Annotated in this window: 17 protein-coding genes; all 17 read right to left on the bottom strand. The window is 63.5% G+C overall.

The genetic code is table 11. From position 1 onward, the window contains the following. On the bottom strand, nucleotides 1–2,341 hold a 2,341-nt coding region (locus tag ASR47_RS22115), incomplete at its 3' end, for a phage tail tip fiber protein (protein WP_425402756.1). Beyond that, entirely contained in the window at nucleotides 2,338–3,807 is a 1,470-nt protein-coding gene (locus ASR47_RS22110; RefSeq protein WP_065309935.1) for a hypothetical protein, read from the bottom strand. The genes ASR47_RS22110 and ASR47_RS22115, both read right to left, overlap by 4 nt. After that, the gene (locus ASR47_RS22105) at nucleotides 3,800–9,085 is read right to left on the bottom strand and encodes a tape measure protein (RefSeq protein WP_065309934.1); all 5,286 of its coding nucleotides are present in this window, start codon (nucleotides 9,083–9,085) and stop codon (nucleotides 3,800–3,802) included. Before ASR47_RS22105 ends, ASR47_RS22110 begins: the two co-directional genes overlap by 8 nt. 20 nt (nucleotides 9,086–9,105) lie before the next feature. After that, nucleotides 9,106–9,339 carry a DUF1799 domain-containing protein gene (locus tag ASR47_RS22100; protein ID WP_281218462.1) on the bottom strand — a complete coding sequence of 78 codons (234 nt, stop codon included), beginning with the start codon at nucleotides 9,337–9,339 and terminating at the stop codon, nucleotides 9,106–9,108. 131 nt (nucleotides 9,340–9,470) lie between these two features. After that, complete coding sequence (locus ASR47_RS22095; RefSeq protein ID WP_065309932.1) at nucleotides 9,471–9,827, bottom strand: hypothetical protein; 357 nt, start codon at nucleotides 9,825–9,827, stop codon at nucleotides 9,471–9,473. 43 nt (nucleotides 9,828–9,870) lie between these two features. Beyond that, nucleotides 9,871–10,830 (bottom strand): phage tail tube protein, encoded by a 960-nt coding sequence (locus tag ASR47_RS22090; RefSeq protein WP_065309931.1) that lies wholly within the window; start codon nucleotides 10,828–10,830, stop codon nucleotides 9,871–9,873. A 179-nt stretch (nucleotides 10,831–11,009) separates the two neighbouring features. Next, on the bottom strand, nucleotides 11,010–11,441 hold the full coding sequence (locus tag ASR47_RS22085) for a hypothetical protein (protein ID WP_065309930.1): 432 nt from the start codon (nucleotides 11,439–11,441) through the stop codon (nucleotides 11,010–11,012). Continuing rightward, nucleotides 11,438–11,725: a head-tail joining protein gene (locus tag ASR47_RS22080; protein WP_065309929.1), complete on the bottom strand. Its 288-nt coding sequence runs from the start codon at nucleotides 11,723–11,725 to the stop codon at nucleotides 11,438–11,440. The genes ASR47_RS22085 and ASR47_RS22080 overlap by 4 nt, the downstream gene beginning before the upstream one ends. Beyond that, complete coding sequence (locus ASR47_RS22075) at nucleotides 11,722–12,003, bottom strand: hypothetical protein (RefSeq protein ID WP_065309928.1); 282 nt, start codon at nucleotides 12,001–12,003, stop codon at nucleotides 11,722–11,724. The genes ASR47_RS22080 and ASR47_RS22075 overlap by 4 nt, the downstream gene beginning before the upstream one ends. Before the next feature lie 8 nt (nucleotides 12,004–12,011). Continuing rightward, nucleotides 12,012–12,938, bottom strand: coding sequence for a major capsid protein (locus ASR47_RS22070; protein WP_217270612.1), 927 nt, complete (start codon nucleotides 12,936–12,938; stop codon nucleotides 12,012–12,014). 41 nt (nucleotides 12,939–12,979) lie between these two features. Then, on the bottom strand, nucleotides 12,980–13,318 hold the full coding sequence (locus ASR47_RS22065; RefSeq protein WP_065309926.1) for a capsid cement protein: 339 nt from the start codon (nucleotides 13,316–13,318) through the stop codon (nucleotides 12,980–12,982). 35 nt (nucleotides 13,319–13,353) lie between these two features. Beyond that, nucleotides 13,354–14,685, bottom strand: coding sequence for a S49 family peptidase (locus ASR47_RS22060; RefSeq protein ID WP_065309925.1), 1,332 nt, complete (start codon nucleotides 14,683–14,685; stop codon nucleotides 13,354–13,356). Between the two features lie 148 nt (nucleotides 14,686–14,833). Further along, a complete protein-coding gene (locus ASR47_RS22055) occupies nucleotides 14,834–16,441 on the bottom strand; it encodes a phage portal protein (RefSeq protein ID WP_082989092.1) in 1,608 nt (535 codons plus the stop codon). A 1-nt stretch (nucleotide 16,442) separates the two neighbouring features. Continuing rightward, nucleotides 16,443–16,670, bottom strand: a complete 228-nt coding sequence (locus tag ASR47_RS22050) for a DUF6148 family protein (RefSeq protein ID WP_065309924.1) — start codon at nucleotides 16,668–16,670, stop codon at nucleotides 16,443–16,445. A gap of 79 nt (nucleotides 16,671–16,749) precedes the next feature. Then, nucleotides 16,750–17,031, bottom strand: coding sequence for a hypothetical protein (locus ASR47_RS22045; protein ID WP_065309923.1), 282 nt, complete (start codon nucleotides 17,029–17,031; stop codon nucleotides 16,750–16,752). Then, nucleotides 17,028–19,070 carry a phage terminase large subunit family protein gene (locus ASR47_RS22040; protein ID WP_065309922.1) on the bottom strand — a complete coding sequence of 681 codons (2,043 nt, stop codon included), beginning with the start codon at nucleotides 19,068–19,070 and terminating at the stop codon, nucleotides 17,028–17,030. Before ASR47_RS22040 ends, ASR47_RS22045 begins: the two co-directional genes overlap by 4 nt. Then, a complete protein-coding gene (locus tag ASR47_RS22035; RefSeq protein WP_065309921.1) occupies nucleotides 19,067–19,570 on the bottom strand; it encodes a hypothetical protein in 504 nt (167 codons plus the stop codon). Before ASR47_RS22035 ends, ASR47_RS22040 begins: the two co-directional genes overlap by 4 nt. Nucleotides 19,571–19,706: the final 136 nt, after the last annotated feature.

Below are 19,706 nucleotides of genomic sequence, written 5' to 3'. Positions count from 1 at the left end.
CGGCATTGCCGGCCGGCCCCGCACGCGTGGGGCTGCGAACCAGCGAGAATGTACCGATCACGCCCGCCAACTCGCCGCTGAATCGAGCCAGGCCGCCATCAATATTGAATTGCGGCGAATGGACATCACCCGACGGCAATACCTCGAAATATTTTCCAGACGGCTGGCTGCCCATCCGGAACGCGTCCGGACCCAGGTAAAACCCACCTCCGGACTCTGGCCAGTTCACATCGATAAATGCACCGCCAGCGATGGCGCCACGCGCGCGCAAATTGTTGATCTCCATATCGCCGCTGCGATACAGGCGCCAGCCGGACTGGCCAGCAACGAAATTACTCGACCAGATATCACCGCCAATTTTGGCGTTGGTGATCGAGGCGTTCTGGATGAACGCATCGGCGACATACATGCCGATCGGGATAGTCACGCCGCCGATCACCGTTTCCGTCGTGCGGACGATGAACGGCACGGCCGAGGCAATGCCGCTGCCGGCGGGCGACGCGACATAAAACGTCGTGGCGCGCACGCCGAAATCGATTGCGCCGCCGCCACCGATTAACTCGAATCCGCCCGCAACACCGCCCGCATCGATGCGCACAGCATATTTCGCCTGCGCCTGGCCGAGTGAGTTGGCCGTCGCGCTCGCCTGCTGCGACACGGCGGCATAGGACGCGACCAGTCCGGTGATCGGGTCACTCAGCACTGCCTGTGCCTGCTGCAGGTACGATGCCGCCGCCTGCGCACTACCATCGGCGTTAGTCGCCGATTGCGCGACCTGTTCCAAGTACGATCCTGCCTGGCCGGCTGCCGTGCCGGCGGTGGTGGCGGCGCTGTTGGCGGCCGTGGCGCTCTGGCCAGCTTCTGTCGCGCGCGCGTCGGCAGTTTCTGCTGAGCCGCTGGCTGCCTGGGCAGCGCCTGCCGCCTGGCTAAATGCTGCCTGGGCCGCGACGCGATCGACGCGAGCAGCTTCGGCTGACTGGCCCGCCTCGGTCGATTTCGCGCCGGCAGTACCGGCAGATCCAGCAGCAGCGGCAGCGGACCCGCCAGCCGCATTGCGCGATTCTGCAGCCAATAGCGCGCTGTTGGCCGCCTGGCTGGCAGCAGTGCCGGCCTCCGTCGATGAGGCGCTGGCTGAACCGGCTGACTGCAGCGAAGCGCTGGCCGACTCGCTTGCTGCGTCGCGCGCGGCTTTCGCTTCGATCGCTGATTGCGTGGATGCAGCGGCCTGCACGCCGGCTGCGCTGACCGATCCGGCAGCGGCATTTTTGCTGATTAACGCGGCGCTGGCACTGGCACCAGCCTCGCCCGCCGCGTTCGCCGCCGTGCTGGCTGCACTTTCCGCCGCCGCCGCGCTGCTACCAGCAGCGGTAGCCGCCTGCGATGACTGGCCGGCCGACGTCGACGCGTTGCCGGCGGCGGTGCCGGCATTGGTCGCCGACAAATTCGCCTGGCTGGCGTACTGGCTGGCGCCGCCAGCAGCGGCATCGGCTTTCGCCGCATCGAGTAGCGCAGCGGCGGCGGCCTGCGCCGCCTGGGCTGCGGAGGCGGCAGCAGACACAGTGTCGCCGTAGACCACTTCCAGATCTGCGACCGCATCCCGGGTTGGCTCGATCAGGTCGATTTTCGCGCCAAGGTCAGCATACAGCTGACTCTCTGTGATCTGCTGCGTCAGCACCTGCAGCAGATGCTCAACCTCAACATCCGACGCGCCCACCGTACCGCTGCTGGCGTTGTATGGGCCGGGGATGGCCGCGCGCGACACATAGCGAATCCAGTAATACCGGAACGCGCCAGGCCCGACCGGGTCCGTATATTCCCGACCGTCAGCACGGCCCACCAGCGCCGCCTGCGCGAAATTGTTCGTCGGCGCGCGCCACACCTCGGTGTGCGACAGGTTGCTGTAATTGGCCGGCGCCGCATTCCACGCCAGGGTGATCGTCGCCGGGTGGCCGGTTGCGACCAGGCCTGTCGGCGCCGGTGGCGGCGTCAGGTCCAGCGCCTGGGTTTTGGCGATGGTCTGGCGAGCATAGTAGGTCAGGCCGTCGATCACCGTGCTGGCCGTCACGGTCACGATGCTGGCTGACATATCGGCGTAGTTCAGCACCGCATTGCCGTTGGCCACGGCCATTGACACCGCCGGCTCGCTGGAAAATGTGATGTCGCCCACGGCGCCCAGCATCAGCGCCGAGAACGTGATCGCCGCCGGCGTCGGCACGCCAGCCGCCGACACCTCGAACATCGTGGCGCTGGCCGTGAGCATCAGCGCGCGGTCCATCGGCGTCGCATAGCGCGGCACCGTGCTCATGATCAGCCGGTCGCGCTCACCGCCCAGGGCGCTCAAACCATCACCCCGACAGTCACGCGGCCGGTCAGCCAGTAGCGCGACAGCAGCACCACCACGGCAGAGGCGCCATCCTGCAGGCCATAGCGCTCATCCGTCAGGGTCACGGCCTGGCCCAGTTCCAGCATCATCATCTCGGGTTCTCCGTCAAATTCGTAGATCGTGCGCGGTACGCTGTTCAGGGCCAGGCGGCGCGCGGCCTCGGCATGCGCGTCGGCGCGGGTTTTCAGGAAGGTTTCGATCTGCACCGGGTCGTCGCTGATGCGGTACCGCGCACGCACGGCCTCGTCGGTCACGGTCTCGGTCAGCCACTCGGTGGCGTACAGGTCGGCGTGTTCAGGCGGAATGCTGGTGGTCAGGCTGGCCTGCACCGTGTAGTTGCGGTCAAAGCCGATTTTCACTGCGGCCGCCACCGGCAGGCGTTGCACCGGGTGCAGGCTGCGCTCGCGCATGTGGTCAGGGCCGATCGCCACCGGCACGCCCAGGCCCGGCAGCGCAACCTGCACCAGGCGCAGCTGGCCGGTACGCGACATGATCGCCTGGGCGCCCACGCTGGCCGCCAGCTGCTGGATGGCTTGCGCCTGGTTGGTCCGGTCCGCCACGTACAGGCCCACCAGCTGCGGGTGCGCCGTGTCGAAGGCGACCAGGTTGGCCAGGTCAAGGTCGGCGGCCGTGAAGCGGTCGGCTGCCTTGCCGTAGCCGGTGGCGATGCGCTGCACCAGCGGGGCAATGCGCGGCGCGTAACCGGCCACGTTGTCGCCCTGCACGCTGGCGGTGATCACCTGGGCCAGCGGATTGGTGATCAGCGTGAAGCGGCCAGCAGCATTGTTGATCATCGCGCCCACCGGCTTGTCGTTGGCGCGCACCTCGGCGATCGACTCGACGGCGCCCAGGAATCCATATTCCAAGGTGGCTGGATTTGTGGCCAGCGGCGTGACGTTGTGGCATTCGCCGAACGGCACCGGCAGGATGCTGTCCTTGTTCTGCGTGGCGCCGCCCAGCTTGGCCTCGGTGATCGGTGTGTTCAGGCGCTGCAACTTATCGCGCAGCGTCAGGCTGATCGATTCGCGGCCCGACACGGCCACGTCGGCAATGATGCCGTCGAACACCAAGCGGAAATCGGCGCGCGACCAGCCCGGGTCACCGGACCAGACGCGGACAGCGCGATTCGACCATACGTCGGTGAGCCAGCCATCGAGCGCGCCGTCGGCGTTGTCCAACTCGATATCGCCGCCGGACAACCCGGCCTCGCCGGTCAGGCTGACCTGTTCGGTGAATGCGAGACCGCCGGTGGCCAGAGGCTGGTACTCGACGTTGGCCGGCGTGTCGGCAGGGCCGGTAGTGTACAGGCGCGAGGCGATATACCGCGTCACCTCGACGCCCGCCACGTTGACCTGGGCCTCGATCAGCACCATGCGCGCGGCGGCAGGATCTTGCAGCCACGCCAAAAACTGATCATCAGACATATTCCGCCTTTCTATTTGCTTTTTCCCACGCCGATGTTTTGGCTGACTTGTCGACGCCGGCCACTACCACTCTTGCGGCGCTGGCGTTGGATTCGACCGTGGCCCGGATGGAGGCGCCGGTCTGGTCCTTTTGCTCCGCACGCAGCCCATCGACAGCTTTCTGAAGTGCCTTGTTGTCCTCGCGCAGGCCGCGAATTTCGGCGACCAACGCATCAGATCCGGCATTTGAGCCCGCCGAATAGCGCGTGGCATCGAATACCACCGGTACCGGCGCCGGTGCGTTGGTAAATTCGACACCGAGGCCGTTCGAGACGCCCATCGCCATCTGCAGGTTGGTGATCGCCTGCGCCACCGTCAGCACGCTGTCGTTGATCGTGATCAGGCCCGAAACCTGTTTCGTCAGCGCGTCCAGGCTGGCCTGCTGCACGTCGACCTGCGTGCTGGCCCAGCGCATCGCCTCATCATTGGCCGCCATCACGCGGGCGTAATCGGCCACATATTTGGCGTCCGAGGCATTGACCACTTGCGAGGCCGTCAGGAATGCCTGTTCGGCGGCCGACAGGCCAGATTGCGCGGACGTGTCGCCGGCGTTCGCCGCCGCCAGGGTTTTCTCGAACTGCGCGCGCGCCTCGGCATAGCGCTGCTCTGGCGTCAGGATCGACTGATTGCCCAGCGCCAGGCTGGCGTTGAGGCCGCCGACAGTTGTGGCCCACGATTTCAGGGCAGTCAACGACGACGTCATTGCCGATTTTTCAGTGTCATACGCCTTGGACAACGCATCCTTGGCCGATACCACTGCCTTGGCCGCCTGCACTTGGTCGAACAGCGCCTTGTTGACGTCGGCGATGCCGGCGCGCTGGATCACCAGCAGCTGGTTCTCGCTTTTCGTCAGTTCGTTCAGTTGCTGCTGCAGGTCGCGATGCTCGCTGGCGATCTCGGACGCCGTTTTCGCCACTGCAGCAAAATCGCCAGTGGCTGCCGCCAGCTCGGCGGCGTAATCGGCGGCCGTCTTGAACGGCTCGGCAATGGCGATCAGTTGGGCATACATCGCCTGGCCGGCCACCGTGCTCAGGTCTTGCGCCAGCACAAGGGCTTTGAACTGGTCGACCGTGGTTACACCCGAAACGCCCAGCTTGCCCATGGCGTCATTCACCGACTTGGTGATCGGCGCCATGCGCTCAGCTTCGGTCAGGAAGTTCTCGACGAAGAAGCCGGTACCGCTGGTCAGTTTATCCAGACCGCCGGCCGCGGTGATCAGGCTTTCGCTCAGCGCGATCGCGCCCAGGCCCGTGACATTGAACGACTTGCCCAGCACGGCAAGCACGTCCGACACCTGCATGTAGTCGTTGGTCACGCGCACCAGCGTTTCCAGATAGCCCTCGCCCACTGCCTGGTATTGCGCCAGGCCAGCCACGCCGAACTTGGCCATGTCGTCGCCCAGCTTGGAAAACGCCGTTTCCAGCGCTTTCTGCTGCTCTTCGCCCTTCAGGTCCTTCAGGCTGATCTTGCCCAGGTCGACCACGAACGTATTCAACTTGGCATTGAAGGCGGCGCCGCCCAGGCCCAGCACATCGGCCGCACTGCGGATGGTGTCACCCATGCTGCTGATGATCATGCTGAACTGGTCGTTCATTTCGTCGGACAGCGCGGCGGTCTGCGTGCTGTTTTTGCTGCTGTACGAGATCCCGAGCGCTTTTTTCTTCGTGTTGATATCGGCGTAGGCTTGGGCGGTGAAGCCCAAGGCATCCACATCACCGAGCGACATGGCCTTGCCGGTGATCCCCTGGTCCTTGATCGAGGTCGACGTGTTGAAGAGCTTCGACACCACGCCACCCAGGACCGAACCCAGCACAGCGCCAATGGCCAAGCCCAGCGGCCCGCCGATTGCTGCCATGCCCATGCCCAGGTACGTGCCAAGCGCAGCGCCACCCACGCCGCCGGCGACGGCACCGGTAACCGTGCCCAGCGTGCCGCCAAGCACTTTCGTGCCGGTCTGTACGCCAGCTGCCGCACCACCGCCGGCGGCAGTCACACCATCGCGCGCCAGCAAGCTGGACAGATTGCCGATACCCGACACCATCTGTTTCAGGGACGAATCCATCGAAATGGTGTGCGCCAGGCCCAGCCCGCTGTTTTTCTCCATGATGGCCAGCGAGTGCGCGATCGATTCCGATTTCGCCGACGAATCGCCCAACACCGAGCCGGTGCCGTTGGCGGCCTGGCGTTGCTCGGAAAGGCTGACGCTGCTGCCGCCCATGCCGCCCATCAGTTTTGCGCCGATGGCCACAACGGCCGCCAGCGTCGCCGCACCGGCCGCCAGGTTGAGCGGGAACGGCAGCGAGGCCAGGGCCTTTACCACCGCAGTGATGCCCCAAGCGCTGGCCTCGGTAGCAGCCAGGCCGGTCGAAGCGGCACTGGCCGCAGCCTCGCCGCTCACCTTGGCGGTGTTCAGGCCGATGTTGGCCGCCACCTCAGTTTCTTTAAAGAATATTTTTTTGACCATGGATTCCAAGGCCATCGCCATCTCATAGGCCCTGAAGGCTTTTTCGGTGGTTTGCAATACCTTGTAGCCGGCGCTGTTTTCCTTGAAAAATCCTTTGCCGGCGGCGGCCATGTCACCATAGCTCTTGATCTGAGCTTGGGCACTCTGCTGGGCGGCAGCGGCGTTGGCGCGCGCAATCTTGGTAGTGTCCCCATTCGCGTTTTTGGTGGCGGCCGCCAGCTCAGCGGCAATGGTTGCCTGTACCTGGCCGTAGCCAGACATTGCCGTCGTCAAACCCCCGATGGCGGCCCCGATGGCACCAAAACTGTCGGCCATGCCGGCGGCGGCCTGCTTGGTGGCGTTGTCGACGGCCGTCAGGATATCCAGCAGATCCTTTGCCCGGGCAACATCGCTGCCAGTATCAAGCTCAGTCGAAGTGGCCTGCGCGGTTTTCAGCCGCTGCAGCGCCGCGATCTTGCGGTCGATGGCGGCAGTGGCCTGCTCGCTGTTATCGAAGCCGGCAAGCGCTGCTTTTTGCGCTTCCAAGTCAGCAATGGCGACGGCGGTGATCGCCGCTGGCAGCATGCCGTAGGTGCGGATCTGCAGCTCGATGGCGGCAACCTGGTCGTAAATGGCGGATACCTCTTTGTTGCTCGCATCCTCGGCATCGCGCAGCGGCTTGTCCTTGTCGAAGGCAATTTGCTCGCGCAGCAGCTTGGCGGCTACGGCAGACGAGCGCAGCGCCTCGACGCGCTCGCGCTCCAGGCCTGCCACCTTGGCGGCGTTGGCAATACGTTCCGCATCATCCTTGGCAGTCAGCTTGGCCACCGAAGCCATTTCCGCCGCCTTGACCTTGGCCACATCAATGCCGGCAGCCAGCACGGCAGCCACCCTCGCATCGTTGTATTCAACTTCGGATACCAGCCCTTGGCGGTTCATTTCCGCCATCGTTGCGAGCGATTCTGTACGCAAGGTCTTTTGCTGCTCGACGGAAGCCTTGATGGCGTCCAAGCTGGCTGCCAGCCCTGCCTTCAGTTCGGCGCCACCCTCGGCCGGGTATTTCGCGCGAACGATCTTTTCCATCTCCGGCGGAATGGTGCCGAATTCGTCGCGCAGTTTTTGCAGTTCAGCCGCCAGCTTTTGTGAGTTGCTGCCGTTCTGGGCATACCAAGACTGCAGCTTCGAATCGCGCGTGACGCCTTCTACTGCCTTCTTCAAATCGAGACCTTCCTGCACCTTGCCCAGGTTCCGCTTGTATTGATATTCCAGGTCGTACATTGTGATTTGCTCGACACCGCTCAGGGCAATCCCTTGCGCGCGCAGGGCATTAATTTTCGTCAGCATTTTTGCCAGGTCCTGCACGGCCGGCGAGTCGGTTTTCGCCAGCTCGGCTTGGCCAGCCTTGGCCAGGGCCAAGCGCTCGCGCAGCTTTGCATTCTGCTTGTCCAGATTGGCGAAAATCTCAGCCGAGCTTTCCTCCATGCCGCCAGCGGCCTCTTTCTGTGCATCGGATGCAGATTTTCCCCACATGTACCAGGCCGTGGCGCCAATGCCTAAGGCTGTAATGATCAAGCCCACGGGCCCGCCAAGCACTGCCATCGCTGTGCTCAGTACGCCAGCGGCGACCGATGCCGCGCCTTGGGCTGCCGCCAACGCTGTATGTGCCGATGTCAATGCCAGTGCAGTGCGAGTGGCGTTTGCCTCGGCCGGAATCAGTCCGTTTGTGGTGATGGCCAGCGCGACGTTTCCTTCAGCCGCCAGCACGGCCGCACGCAATTCGATCACGCGGGCCTGGGTCACGCGATCAGCGGCTACAGCTGCAGCAAATTCGGTTTGCGCCGTAGCCACATTGGCCGCAGCCAGTGCCCGACTGGCCACAACGGTCTGGTACATGCTGCCGGCTGCGGCGACGGCCCAAGAGCCCAGCCGTGCGGCAATCAGCGTCCCGACGACGCTGACAACGACGTCGAGGTGATTCGACAGCATGACCACCACTTCCGACGCCGCCACAATCGATTTCGACATTAATGTGACCACGCCGGTCGACTCGTTCATGCCGCCGACGAACAGCATCATGCGATCCTGGGCAATGCCGAGCGCCTGGGAAAACGTCAGCGGGATCTCGCCAGCCGCCTTGACCAGCTCGTCGGAGCCGAGCACAGCAGCCGCGAAAAACTCGGCCGAAGTGACCTTGCCGTCCTTGACCAATGCAGTCAGGGCGGAGACCGAACCGCCGGCAGCGGCAATGTGGTTGGACACCGCTTGCAGCAGCGGGCGCGCGCCATCGAGAATCGAGTTGTATTCCTCGGCCTGGACCTTGGTGCCGCCGATAGCCTGGCCCAGCTGGGTCAGCGCGCCTGATGCCGCATCTGACGAAGTGCCTTGCAACCGAAGCGCAGCAGCAACACCCTCGGTGAATTTCAACACATCTTTTTGCGACGCCCCCATCTCGGTGGCAACGCCGGTCGTTTTGGCATACAGATCGGCGATCGATTCGAGCGACACGCGCTGTCGCTCGGCCTGTGCCACCAGCTCTTTTTGGACACTCACCAGCTGGGCACTGCTTGAGGTCGACTGCCTGAGTTTGGCAATGATCTGGTCGTAGGTGTCCGACATCCGGATGATTTCCTTCACCACCACGCCAACCGCAATACCCGACAGTACCTTGTTCACGCTGTCGCTTACCGAGTTACCTACCTCGTTCATCGACTCGTTCAAGTTGTTAAGCTGGCGGCGCGACTCGTCCACACCGTCGACGCCGATGTGGATAATTGCGTTTGGTCCCTGGTAAGCCATCGATTCGCCTTTTCTTGTTGCTATTTTTTATGCATGGCCGCCAGCGCTGCCTGTTCCATGGCTTGCGCCATGACGAAATACTCATCGCGCAATGGCTTTTTCACGCGGCGCCGAAGGCAAACCTCGACACCTGCATAGTTCAAGCCGACACGCTGGTTTTCTGATCCGACCTGCCACTGCGTCTGCACATGCATCCAGAAATTGAACATGTCCAGGTTTTCCGGCCACAGGTAAAACTCATCGTCCTGCGGCAGCGCTCCGGGCGCGGCAACCAGGCCGACTGCCGCCAGCGCTTCCTCGTAGGGATTGGCGGCCTCAGCCTGGTGCAGCGTCTCGGCGCCGGGGGAATACAGCTCACCGCTGGCGAAAAGACGCGCAGCGGCAATCAGTTTTTTGCTTTGGCCCCGACCTGCTCGGCAAAGGCATTGAAGACCAGCACCGTGACACCGTGAATACCGAGCATGAATTCCAGCGCCTCGCTGCAGAACGCAGCCGGCGTGCCGTCGTCTTCCAGCACCAGGGTCTGGCCGCGCCAGCCGGTAGCCACGTCGAGCAGCTTGGCCTTCATGCCCGAGAGTCGGGTTTCGACATCCTCTTCGCTCTTGACGATTTGCATCAGGGCAGAGGAATCGACGCGATCGCAGATCAGATCGAACTTTTGCGGCTTGAACTTGCCGTTATCGCTGACGGAGAACGAGACATTGACCACTACCTGGTCGGATACGGAGAGCTTGTAGGACATGGATGATTTCCTTGATTGTGGTTTTTATGGGTACGGCTGGGAATTACAGGAACACCAGGCGCAGTTCGTCGTTTCCGGCAACGGGAATAGCACGGAAGTCGTAGCCGATCAGGCGCTTGCCGTTCAGTTCCGCTTTCTTCGGGTTGGTCAGCTGCGCAGCCGGCATGAAGATGATGACCGTGTTGCCAGCGACTTTTCCGATGGTCAGTGCCAGGCTCTGCTTGGTGTTAGCCTTGACTTGCGCCATGAACGCCACTTCTTGAGCCGCCGTCAGTTCCAGCTCGAACGAGCCGGTGACTTCCCGGTTGGTGATGTCAACGTCTTCCTTCGACAGCATTGGCGTGAAATTCACGGCATTGCCGCTCTTGAGTTCGAGGCCAGTGCTGTTATATGGCGCTCCGCCCGTGAGCGCGCCAAGCGCATAGGTGGCGCCCAGTGTGATATCGGTAACGTTGGCCTTGGTCATCGCCACCGGCGCTTTCCACTCGGTATAGGTGCCGGCGGTCATCGCCTCGGAAATGCCGCCATCGAGGCCGGTGTAATCGAATTTCAGCACCGGCCGCTCGCCAACCTTGGCGGTCAGCGTGAAATCACCCATGACGCCCAGCAGCTTGTGCAGCACGCCATCGTCGTAGTAATAATTGGTCAGGGTTTTCAGACCGGTCGACACTGGCGTGTATTCGACACGCACGGGGTCGGCCAGCACGCCCTCGGCCATGGCGCAGCCCAGCAGCAGGTCGCCCAGCGCCGGCGCCGTGCCAGCGGTACCGCTGCCGGCCAGTTCGACGGTGTAGCTGGTCTTGACGCTGGCCGGGCCGACCAGCTGCTCATTGGCGCCGAAATAACCCTTGATATTGTTGCGGTCGATGTTGGCAGCGTCGAGCGGCGTGATGCTCATGTCCGAGACCAGCACGGCATCGGCCAGGCCGGTCGGCAGCGCATCGGTGCCGGGCGTGGCTTCGACCTTGGCGGTCACCACGGTATTGCGAATGTAGCGCGTCATGCTATTGCTCCTTCTTTTTGCCGCTTGCCGCTTTTGGTTCCGTGGCAGGCGTTACTGGTTGATCGATTTGCGAGGCGGAGCCTTTTGGGCTCCATTTTTCGCCGTCCCATGTCCACGAGCCGCCGCCAGGCGGTACCGGAATGTGGTTGTCGTCCATATCTGTCGTCGTCCTTTTCCTATTACGCGTTCAGGTTGTCGGCACTGGTGCGGTGCGTGACCAGGTACGTCATGCCCACCCAGCCTGTTTTTTGCCCGGCGCTGTCGCAGCTGGCCTCGACATGCACCATGCGCAGCCATGCCACGGTGTTGCCCAGCGTCGGATCGGCAGCCAGGCGCGTGAATACCGCATCAAGTACCGGATCAACAGCCAGGTCGCCGGACAGGACGGCGCTTTTGGCGTAGCACTCGACGGTATATTTCGATTGCCAGTCAGCTGGCGCGCCATGGATCTGGCCGTAGTCCGGCGTGCCGGCATCCCACTGGACGTTGACCGCCGTGTTGTACGAGGCCAGCAACGCCGCATCGCGCGCCCGGAAAATATTGGGCGATACGGCAGGCTCAGCAGCCAGCGCGGCGATGATGGCGCCGGTGATGTCGACAAAGACGGTCATGCGACGTTGTCCAGCAGCAGCAGGCTCTTGCCGGTGCCGTCCGGCTGGTGGTCGGCCAGGCTGTACACCACGCCCTTGTGCACTAGCTGCAGGCCCGCCCACGCGAACGGCACCGATGCGGTGGCCAGCATGTAGACTGGCCGGCTATCGCCCATGCCCAGGCCATCGCCGACGGCAGCATAGGCGCCGTCGAAGATGCCGCTGACGGGCAAGCCGCCCAGCGTGTCATTGGCGTCGGAGAATTCGCCGGCGACAAAGAATGGGCTCAGGTCGTCGCCGATCATTTCGACTCGGTACCGGTGTCGGTTTCGGCTTCCGTTTCGGTTTTTGGCTTATCGCCATCGCCGCCGGCAGCCGCCTTCGCTTTAGCGCCATCGCCGTCGGCAACCGCCTTCGCTTTAGTGCCATCGCCGTCGGCAACCGCCTTCGCTTTAGTGCCAACCGGCTCGGCAGCGCCGGCATCGATCAGCGCCTGGGCGTCCGCATCGGGCATGGAAACGGTTTCGTCGAGCGGCAGCACCTTGCCGTTGCGCTTGACCGGGCCTGTGATCTGGATTTTCATGGCCGCTCCTATGCCGCTGCGTTGATGATCAGGTAGCCAGCATCTGCGCCGGCAACCACTGGCGCGACTTCGTCCGTTACCGGGAAAACCCAGCTTTTCGGATTGCGCTCAAAGTAAGGTTCTTCCACCAGCGGGTAGCCCGCCAGTTGGTAGGTGTAGCCATACGATGGTTCGCCGCGGTCCTTGACCGTGCCGGTCTTGGTGTAGGCCAGCACCATGTCCTTGCCCCAGACGTCCGAAAAGCCGCCAGCGTCGTCCGAAAACACGGCGTCGCCCACTTCCAGGTTGTCCAGGCCGAAGAACGAGGCCAACAGCTCTTTTGTCGGTACGTCACGGCCGGTGTACTTGGTGCGCTCAATGATTTTCGGATGCTGCTTGAGCACCGCGAATACCGCCGCGCCAATGACGCCAACGTTAGGCCGCTTGCCGGTCTTCTGGCGGATGGCTTCCTTTGCGGTCTCGACGTCGCCCACGGGATCGCTGTCAGGATCATTCCACTGCGATGCGCCCGACAGCGTCATTTTGTTGCCGGCACCGTACGCTGCCTGGTTGCGCGCTGCGTCGGCCTGCTGTTTTTCCAGGCGCAGAGCGAAAATGTCCTGCACGCTGCTTATGGTGGTCGAGCTCATGTCGATGCCCGGCACGTTCTGCGCTTCTTGCAAGGTCTCGATCGGCAGCATGCCTTCGAGGCTGTGGCTTTCCAGCACGTAGGGCTTGCCTTCATAGCCAAACGTGATGCGCTTGGTGTTAGCGCCCGGGGAACGGCCAGTGGCATACAGCTGGAAACCTTCCTTGCCGAACTGGATGATCTTGCCGCCGCGCGAACTTACCGCCACGGTGGGGAACAGCGCGCCGCCGACGAAGGCATTGTTTTTGTAGCCCTGCGCTACGGAGGTCAACACGGGGTCGACAACGCGCGCTTGGGAATTATTCATTTGAGACATACCAGCTCCTGGTGTAGTAAGACGTTACGGGGTCAGTTCGGGATCAGCAGCACTTCCACGCGCTGGCCGACTGCGGTTGCGGCGCCCAGCGCGCGGGCCACCGTGACGCCAGCAGTGCGCGTGATGAAGCGGCCGGCGGCGTCGAGCTCGAGCGCGGCCTCATTGGCAAAGGCGGCACCCGATTCAGCGATGACAGTGCCCATTGCGCCAACCGACACGCGTTCACCGATGGCGGCCGGATAGTCGGCCACACCGAGGCAGCGGCCACCAGCGGCGGGTACCGTACCGGCACCGGTGACGGCGCGATGCTGGACCAGGGCGGCGGCAGCCACCACGGAAAGGGTCAAAACTTTGAAGCAGCTTGCGGCCATGATTTTTCCTTGAGAGTTGGGATATGAAACGCCGCTTACTTGCCGCCGACGGCTTTGTAGGCTGCGACGTATGCGGTGCCCGGGTGAGCCGCCATGTATTCGCGGGCCTTGGCATCGATACCGGCGCGCGAGGTATCGGCCGGTTTGTCATCGGGCTTTTGCACCGAGGCGGCTGGAACCAGCGGCAGCGGCGCAGGAGCTTCGTTCTGCGCAGCAGTGGCGTGTGCAGCACGGCTGGTTTTTTCAGCGGCCAGCACGGCCAGGGCGGCGTCGCCGGCAGACGACTTGCCGTCGAATTTCAGGGCGGCGATCAGGTCCTCGTGGCCAGGGATTGCCTGGGCTTCGACGGCCTGGATGCGTGCGCGCTCGGCGCTGGCGCCTTCGGCACGGAATGCGTCGGCCAGCGCCGGATGCTCGGCTTGAATCTGTTCTTTCGTGGTCATGGTGCTTCCTTTGGGTTTGGGGGTGGGGATAGATGGCCGCGCCGGGGCTGCGCCAGGACGAGCAGGAAAAGGCGATGGCTTGCCCTCGCGGTCGCGATTCAGTTTCACCACCAGGTCATCGAGCGTGATGATGCCGCCGGGCGCGAGGCCGGCGTCGACCGCTTGCTGCCCGGTGAAAACACGGCCCTCGGCCATGTCAGCCAGCACCGTGTCGACGCTGACGCCCAGGCTGTCGGCAACGGAGCCGACAAACAGCGAATACAGGTAGTCCAGCTGTTCCTGGATGCTTTGCCGGCCGGCATCGGACAGCGGGCCGTACTGGCTGCTGACGCGCTTGTATTTGCCGGCGGTGATCTCGGTCGTTTTAATGCCGCGCGCGGCCTCGGCGCCGCTGACATCGGTGTGACTGGTGACGATGCCGATGGAGCCGGCCACCGTAGTGCTGTCGGCCAGGTACACGGCCTGCGCTGACGCGCCGATCCAGTACGCGGCGCTGGCGATGGTGCCGCTGCCGAGCGTGACGATCGGTTTCTTGTCGCGCGTGGCGCGCACGGCGTCGGCCAGCGCCTGGGTGCCGTCGACGGTGCCGCCTGGGCTGTCGATGGCCAGGATGATGCTGTGCACGGCCGGATCATTGACCGCGTCGGCCAGTGCCTGCCTGGTCATCTGACTGCTGGCGCCGCCGGATATCTGGCTGAACAGGTTCATTTTCTTGGCGATCACGCCTTCGATCGGCAGCACGGCAACACCGTCCAGGATCTCGTAGCTGCGCTGTTCGTTGGCGAGTGGGCGGCCCATGCGCGCCTCAATGGCGGCGATGTCGATCTTGTCGCCGCGCGCGTGCATGGCGTAGATGCCCTGCAGCTCAAGCAGCTTGCTTGGCTGGATCGCCCAGGGCGCGGTCAGGACATCAATAATATTCATCGGAGCCACTTTTTCTATCAATTCAGTGGCTCGACTTTAGCGATTTAGTTTGTCTCAAAACAGGGCAATTTGAGACGACTTTTGTAAATAGTTTGACGGCTGCCCAAAATGCGAGGGTACGAAAAAGCCCGCGCGCGGCGGGCCTGGTTTATTCGTCAGCGGGCGCTGGCGGCGGCTCCTTTTCTGCGGGCCTGGCTGGCGGCGCCGGCGTACCAGCCGGCGGAAAATAGATGCCCGCAGCCTTCTCGGCGTTGATTTCCTTCACGCGCTGCAGGTGCTTCGGCCCCCAGGCCACACCATCGTGCAGGATGCTTTCGGCTTCCTTGGTGCTGATGCCCATGTCGACGCGCGCCTGCGCTGCCTTGACTTCCTTTTCCGGATCGATACTGCCCGGGCCGTCGCCGGTCCAGATCGCTGCGCACCAGGCGGCGCGCACGATCTCGCTTTTGAAAAAGCCCGGCGCGCTGATGCGGCCCTCGGCCACCTCGTCTGACAGCCACAGCTCGAACACCGGCTGACACAGGTAGGTGGAGAGCCTGTCGCGTCGCGTGCGCCAGCCCTTCCAGGCCATCAGTAGCGCGGCGCGCGCGGCGCTGTAGCTGCTCTGGAAATGCATCGTCAGCACTTCGTAGGGCATTTCCAGCGCCATGCCGATCTGGCGCACGATGGCCGTCCAGAATGGGTCGAACGCGGGGTTAGGCCGGCCGGGGGTCGATGTTTCGATGCTTTCGCCAGGCAGCAGGTTGATCGCCTTGCCCGATTCCATCTCGCCGCTCCAGTTGCTCGACTTTTCGACGATCAGGCCCTGGGCGTCTTCGTCGAACAAATCCTCGAAGGCTTCAGGGTCCATCTTGACGAAGACGCTGAACATGCCGCTGATCACGGCAGCATTGAGTTCGGCATCGGTCCAACGGCCGAGCTGCTTGAGCACCTCGATGATGGGCGCGATCATTGGCACGCCGCGCACTTGGCCCGGCCGCAGCGACTTGAACAGATGCAGTACATTACGCCGGCCGGTGCTGCTGCCGCGCGTACTGACGCGGTCCCATACGTTGGCGCCAGCGAAGCGATCGCCAGGATGGCGGCGTGCAACGTGGATCGCCACCGCCTCGCCAGTTTCTCCGGCGATCTCGACGCCGTCGACCATGGTTTCGGTATCGGGGCGTCTATCCGGATTGCATACGCGGTCCGCTTCGATCAGCTGCAGCGCCAGGCGCGCCGGGAAACCTGCGCGCGCCACACGCGGTGTGAGCACGAACACGTCGCCACTTTCCAGTTCCGAGCGCAATGCCAGTTCCTGGATGCCGTAGAAGTTCAACTTCCGCCCCAAGTCGCAATCGAGCGACGTCGCCCACGTGTTGAAGCGGCGCGTCGTATCGGCGCCCCAGGCCTCGGCTTGTTCAGGCGTCAGCCCGAGGAATGCGGCATCGATCGCCGGGGTGTAGGTCATACCGGTACCGACCACGTGGCTGACCGTGGTATTGAGCGCGCCCAGTGCCACCGGTGCGTTGCGCATCTGGTCGCGGCTGCGCGCGCGCAGCAGCGGCAGGTCGCTGATGATGTCCGAATTGGCAGAGCCCGCGGTTGGCTGCCAGCGGCTCAGCGCCGCGCGGTCGAGCTTGGCGCCGGTGTAGCCGCCAGCGAGGGCCAGCTGCGCGCGCGCCGCCGCGCGCTGGCCGGCCAGCTTCGGCGCGACATAGGCGATGACCTTGTCGAGCAGGTTTTGCTGCATCAGGGGATTGGCTGAGGCGCTCATGTCAGCCGCCGACCACGACTGTGCGGCTGCGGCTGCGGCCACGAGCCTTGCCGGCCAGGTTGATCAGGCGGTCATTCCAGATCTTGACGCCTTGCTGGATGGCGCCGAGGTCCGCGCGCGTGAGCTTGCGGCCGGCGATTTCGTACGACTGTCCGGACAGCACCGCCGTCTCGGCCGCCAGATAGGCGTCAAGCTGCGCCTGCGCCTGCACTTCGTTGATACCTGCCATTGTGTGATCCTCCATAGTCGTGTCGAGTCTATGGAAAATGGCTGTCTCAAAACAGGGCAATTTGAGACGACATGAGGGCCTATTCCTTCCCTTGCTTCATGAATCGATACAGCGAAGCGCGGCTTATTCGGTGCTTGGCGGTGATTTCCTCGGTCGACATATCGGTCAGGCCGTCGGCGATGACCAGCTCACGCACCGCAGGCGAGAGGTGCTTCTTCTTTTTCGGGATGCGCACGCGCTGGCCGCCATACTCGGTGCGGATCTGGCTTTCAATCAGATGCGCAGTGTCGGCATCGAGGCCGCCGGCCTGGCAGGCGCGCAAGATAATTTCGACGATATCGGGATCCTGATCGGTGTTCAAGCAGCCCTCCGGGTTCCAGCCAGGGAGATACGCCCGCCCGACACGCGCGCGACTGGCGCAGCAGCTGCAGCGCGCTCAGGCGCCACTGGCGCGGGCGCGGGAATAATAGCAGGCGCTGGCGTGACCGGCGTTTGCTCTCCAACCAGGCTGGCGTCCGGTGCCGGCGCGGGTTCAATGAATGGCGCGGCGGGCGCAACTGGGGCGTCGAGCAGCTTGAACATGTCGAAATTGCGCGGATTAAGCTTGTCGCGGCGCGATTGCCAGTAGCTTTCGGGTTTTCTGTGCAGGCCCAGGTGGTGCGCGGCGGCCAGGTTATAGACCATCAGATCGAGCGCCTCGTTGCGGTCCGACTGTTTTTTGTCCCAGATGCTGGTCTTGCGGCCGCGCTTGGTCACCGTCACGCGGTATTCGGACGTGAGCTGCTTGTAGTACTCCTCCGGCAGATCGGTAGAAAAGTGGATCGCCCCCGGTCCATCGACGCGCTTCCAGCGGCCGGCGAGATAATCCTTGGCGGTATCGCTACCGATGAGCCACAGCTGCCCGCTGCGCCGTTCCGTTTTGCCGCGCGCGTCGATATCGACCGGGCTTGGCTTGGTGCTGATGATAGGCCGGCCCGGTTTCGACGCGCCCTTGATGGCGTAGATGCCGCGGCGGCGGTGTTCGTGGGTGAAATTATAAACATCCTGCGTGTGTGCGCCGCCCGAGTCGATAAAAACGGCCTCGATTCGCATCATTTCGCCGTACGCATGGCGATATTGCGTCTTCACCAGTTCGGCTGCGCGCTTCCAGACCGCCTCGTCGGACGGGTCTCCATGGATGATCTGGTAATCGATGATCCAGCCCTCCAGCCCCTCGCCCCAGGCGACAGCCTTGAATTCCAGGCGATCATTTTGTGTGTCGATGGACGCTGTCAGTTGCAGGCCACCGGCCGGCACGGTGCCGAGCCGGTAGTTTTCGGCGCGGTTTTTCAGGTTGTCATATTTGGTCTGCTCTTTCGCGCGCTCCCAGCACCGCGCCAAGCGGGTGTTGTAGAACGTGATCATCAATTCTTCGTTGCCGAGGCCCAGCTGAATTTTGGCCTCGGCATATTCCTTGAGCAGGCCCAGCCAGGGGAACCAGCCGTAGGGCAGGAACATGCCCGAAATCGTCAGGCTGACGGTGTCGCCATCACCAGCCACGCCTTCTGACCAAGCGCCGCGCGCGAACATCTTGCCCTTGTCGCTCTCGACCATTTCGTAATCGCATGCGACGCACGGGTATTGCGCAAACTGGCCGTCGTCCGACAGGTGCATGCGCTCGAATACCAGGGTCTGCTCGTGGCCACAATGCGGGCAATCGGCCAACGCCTCTTGCTTGGTCCCCATCTGGAATAACTCATCGATGGCCGATTCGCCCTCGATGGTGGGCGAGCTGGGGTAATAAGACTTGCGGTTTTTCTCGAACGTCGTTTGCCGGGCCTCGGCCAGCTTCCAGGTGGCGCCCTCGCCGTTGACGTTGGCCTCGGCCCGGTCGATCTCGTCATACAGCACGCGGCGCGCCGGCAGCTCCGACAGGTTGGCGGCGGCGCCGGACGTGACGATGGTCAGGGCCCCGCCAATATACTGCTTGGTGTCGAGAGTGTTGACCTTGTCGCGCGAGCGCGGCGCCGCCACGCGCTCCTTCAACTGCGGCACCGCCTCGATGGTCTTGCTGATGCGCGCACTGGTGCGCTTGGCCAGGTTGCCGGTGGGCAGGATCCACAGGAAGTTCGCTGGCGACTGGTGCACCGACGCGCCGAACCAGTTCAGGCCGACCTGGGTTTTCAGCATCTGCGACGCGCCTTTCAGCACCACCCGCTTGCAGGGGTGATTGTCGGACAGCGCGCGCATGACGAAGCGCGCGTGCGGCGTGCGGCTGGATCGGTATTTGCCATATTCGTTCGCGCCCGAGTCCTTCGGGATGATCATGAATTCGTCGGCCCATTCGTCGACGGTCATGTTCGGATCAGGCTCCAGGCCGCGGGCGGCGGCGCCGCTGACCGTATCGATGGCACCGTTCATGGGGCCTCGCTTTCTTCGGCAGCACCCACCTGGGCCAGCAGCGCATGGCGCATGCTTTCGAGCAGGGCGCGGTGTTCGCGGTCGATCACTGCCTCGCAGTCGTCCGCGCTGGACAAGGTGGCCACGTCGGCGGCCAGACGGCGAGAACAATTCATCAGGCCATCGCGCAAGGCCCGCATGATGCCGAAAATGGCCGAGTCGACGTCGGTTTTGACCAGGTACTTGCCGGTCATCTCGGCCAGTTTCATTTCAGCCAGCGACGCCTCGGCCTCTTCGCGGCGAGCACGGCTTTCGTCATATGGCGCCGGCTGGGCGCCGCTACCCTGGTTGCCGTCCGATGCGGCTGCCGTAGTCTGCGCCGGGTCGCGTTTTCCGTTGGCGCGCGGGCGCGTGTTGCGGTGGTAGAGCAGCGTGGCATATTCGGTGTCGACCTTGCCGTCGGTCACCGGAATGGCGCAGCGCGTAACGGCGGCATAGCCCTGCTGGCGGGATATGCCCATCGTTGCGGCCCAGGTTGCGATGGTTGTCAGGTTCGGCATTTTGTCAGGTTTGTGCTGTTGTCAGGTTGTTTGTCAGGAAAGTGTTTTGCCAGTGGCTAGTGTTTCGACGGGGTCTGAACTACCCTCACTTCCCCCG

The organism is Janthinobacterium psychrotolerans (assembly GCF_001677885.1).
In the GTDB taxonomy this organism is placed as follows: domain Bacteria; phylum Pseudomonadota; class Gammaproteobacteria; order Burkholderiales; family Burkholderiaceae_D; genus Janthinobacterium; species Janthinobacterium psychrotolerans.
Note: the sequence above shows the minus strand (reverse complement) of the source record. Positions and strands in the feature narration are given on the sequence as shown.

What these genes read in the sequence shown, in the direction of transcription:
- ASR47_RS22110 (WP_065309935.1), bottom strand. Translation starts at nt 3,807, where the DNA reads ATGTCTGATGATCAGTTTTTGGCGTGGCTGCAAGATCCTGCCGCCGCG.
- ASR47_RS22105 (WP_065309934.1), bottom strand. Translation starts at nt 9,085, where the DNA reads ATGGCTTACCAGGGACCAAACGCAATTATCCACATCGGCGTCGACGGT.
- ASR47_RS22095 (WP_065309932.1), bottom strand. Translation starts at nt 9,827, where the DNA reads ATGTCCTACAAGCTCTCCGTATCCGACCAGGTAGTGGTCAATGTCTCG.
- ASR47_RS22090 (WP_065309931.1), bottom strand. Translation starts at nt 10,830, where the DNA reads ATGACGCGCTACATTCGCAATACCGTGGTGACCGCCAAGGTCGAAGCC.
- ASR47_RS22085 (WP_065309930.1), bottom strand. Translation starts at nt 11,441, where the DNA reads ATGACCGTCTTTGTCGACATCACCGGCGCCATCATCGCCGCGCTGGCT.
- ASR47_RS22080 (WP_065309929.1), bottom strand. Translation starts at nt 11,725, where the DNA reads ATGATCGGCGACGACCTGAGCCCATTCTTTGTCGCCGGCGAATTCTCC.
- ASR47_RS22075 (WP_065309928.1), bottom strand. Translation starts at nt 12,003, where the DNA reads ATGAAAATCCAGATCACAGGCCCGGTCAAGCGCAACGGCAAGGTGCTG.
- ASR47_RS22070 (WP_217270612.1), bottom strand. Translation starts at nt 12,938, where the DNA reads ATGAATAATTCCCAAGCGCGCGTTGTCGACCCCGTGTTGACCTCCGTA.
- ASR47_RS22065 (WP_065309926.1), bottom strand. Translation starts at nt 13,318, where the DNA reads ATGGCCGCAAGCTGCTTCAAAGTTTTGACCCTTTCCGTGGTGGCTGCC.
- ASR47_RS22060 (WP_065309925.1), bottom strand. Translation starts at nt 14,685, where the DNA reads ATGAATATTATTGATGTCCTGACCGCGCCCTGGGCGATCCAGCCAAGC.
- ASR47_RS22055 (WP_082989092.1), bottom strand. Translation starts at nt 16,441, where the DNA reads ATGAGCGCCTCAGCCAATCCCCTGATGCAGCAAAACCTGCTCGACAAG.
- ASR47_RS22050 (WP_065309924.1), bottom strand. Translation starts at nt 16,670, where the DNA reads ATGGCAGGTATCAACGAAGTGCAGGCGCAGGCGCAGCTTGACGCCTAT.
- ASR47_RS22040 (WP_065309922.1), bottom strand. Translation starts at nt 19,070, where the DNA reads ATGAACGGTGCCATCGATACGGTCAGCGGCGCCGCCGCCCGCGGCCTG.
- ASR47_RS22035 (WP_065309921.1), bottom strand. Translation starts at nt 19,570, where the DNA reads ATGGGCATATCCCGCCAGCAGGGCTATGCCGCCGTTACGCGCTGCGCC.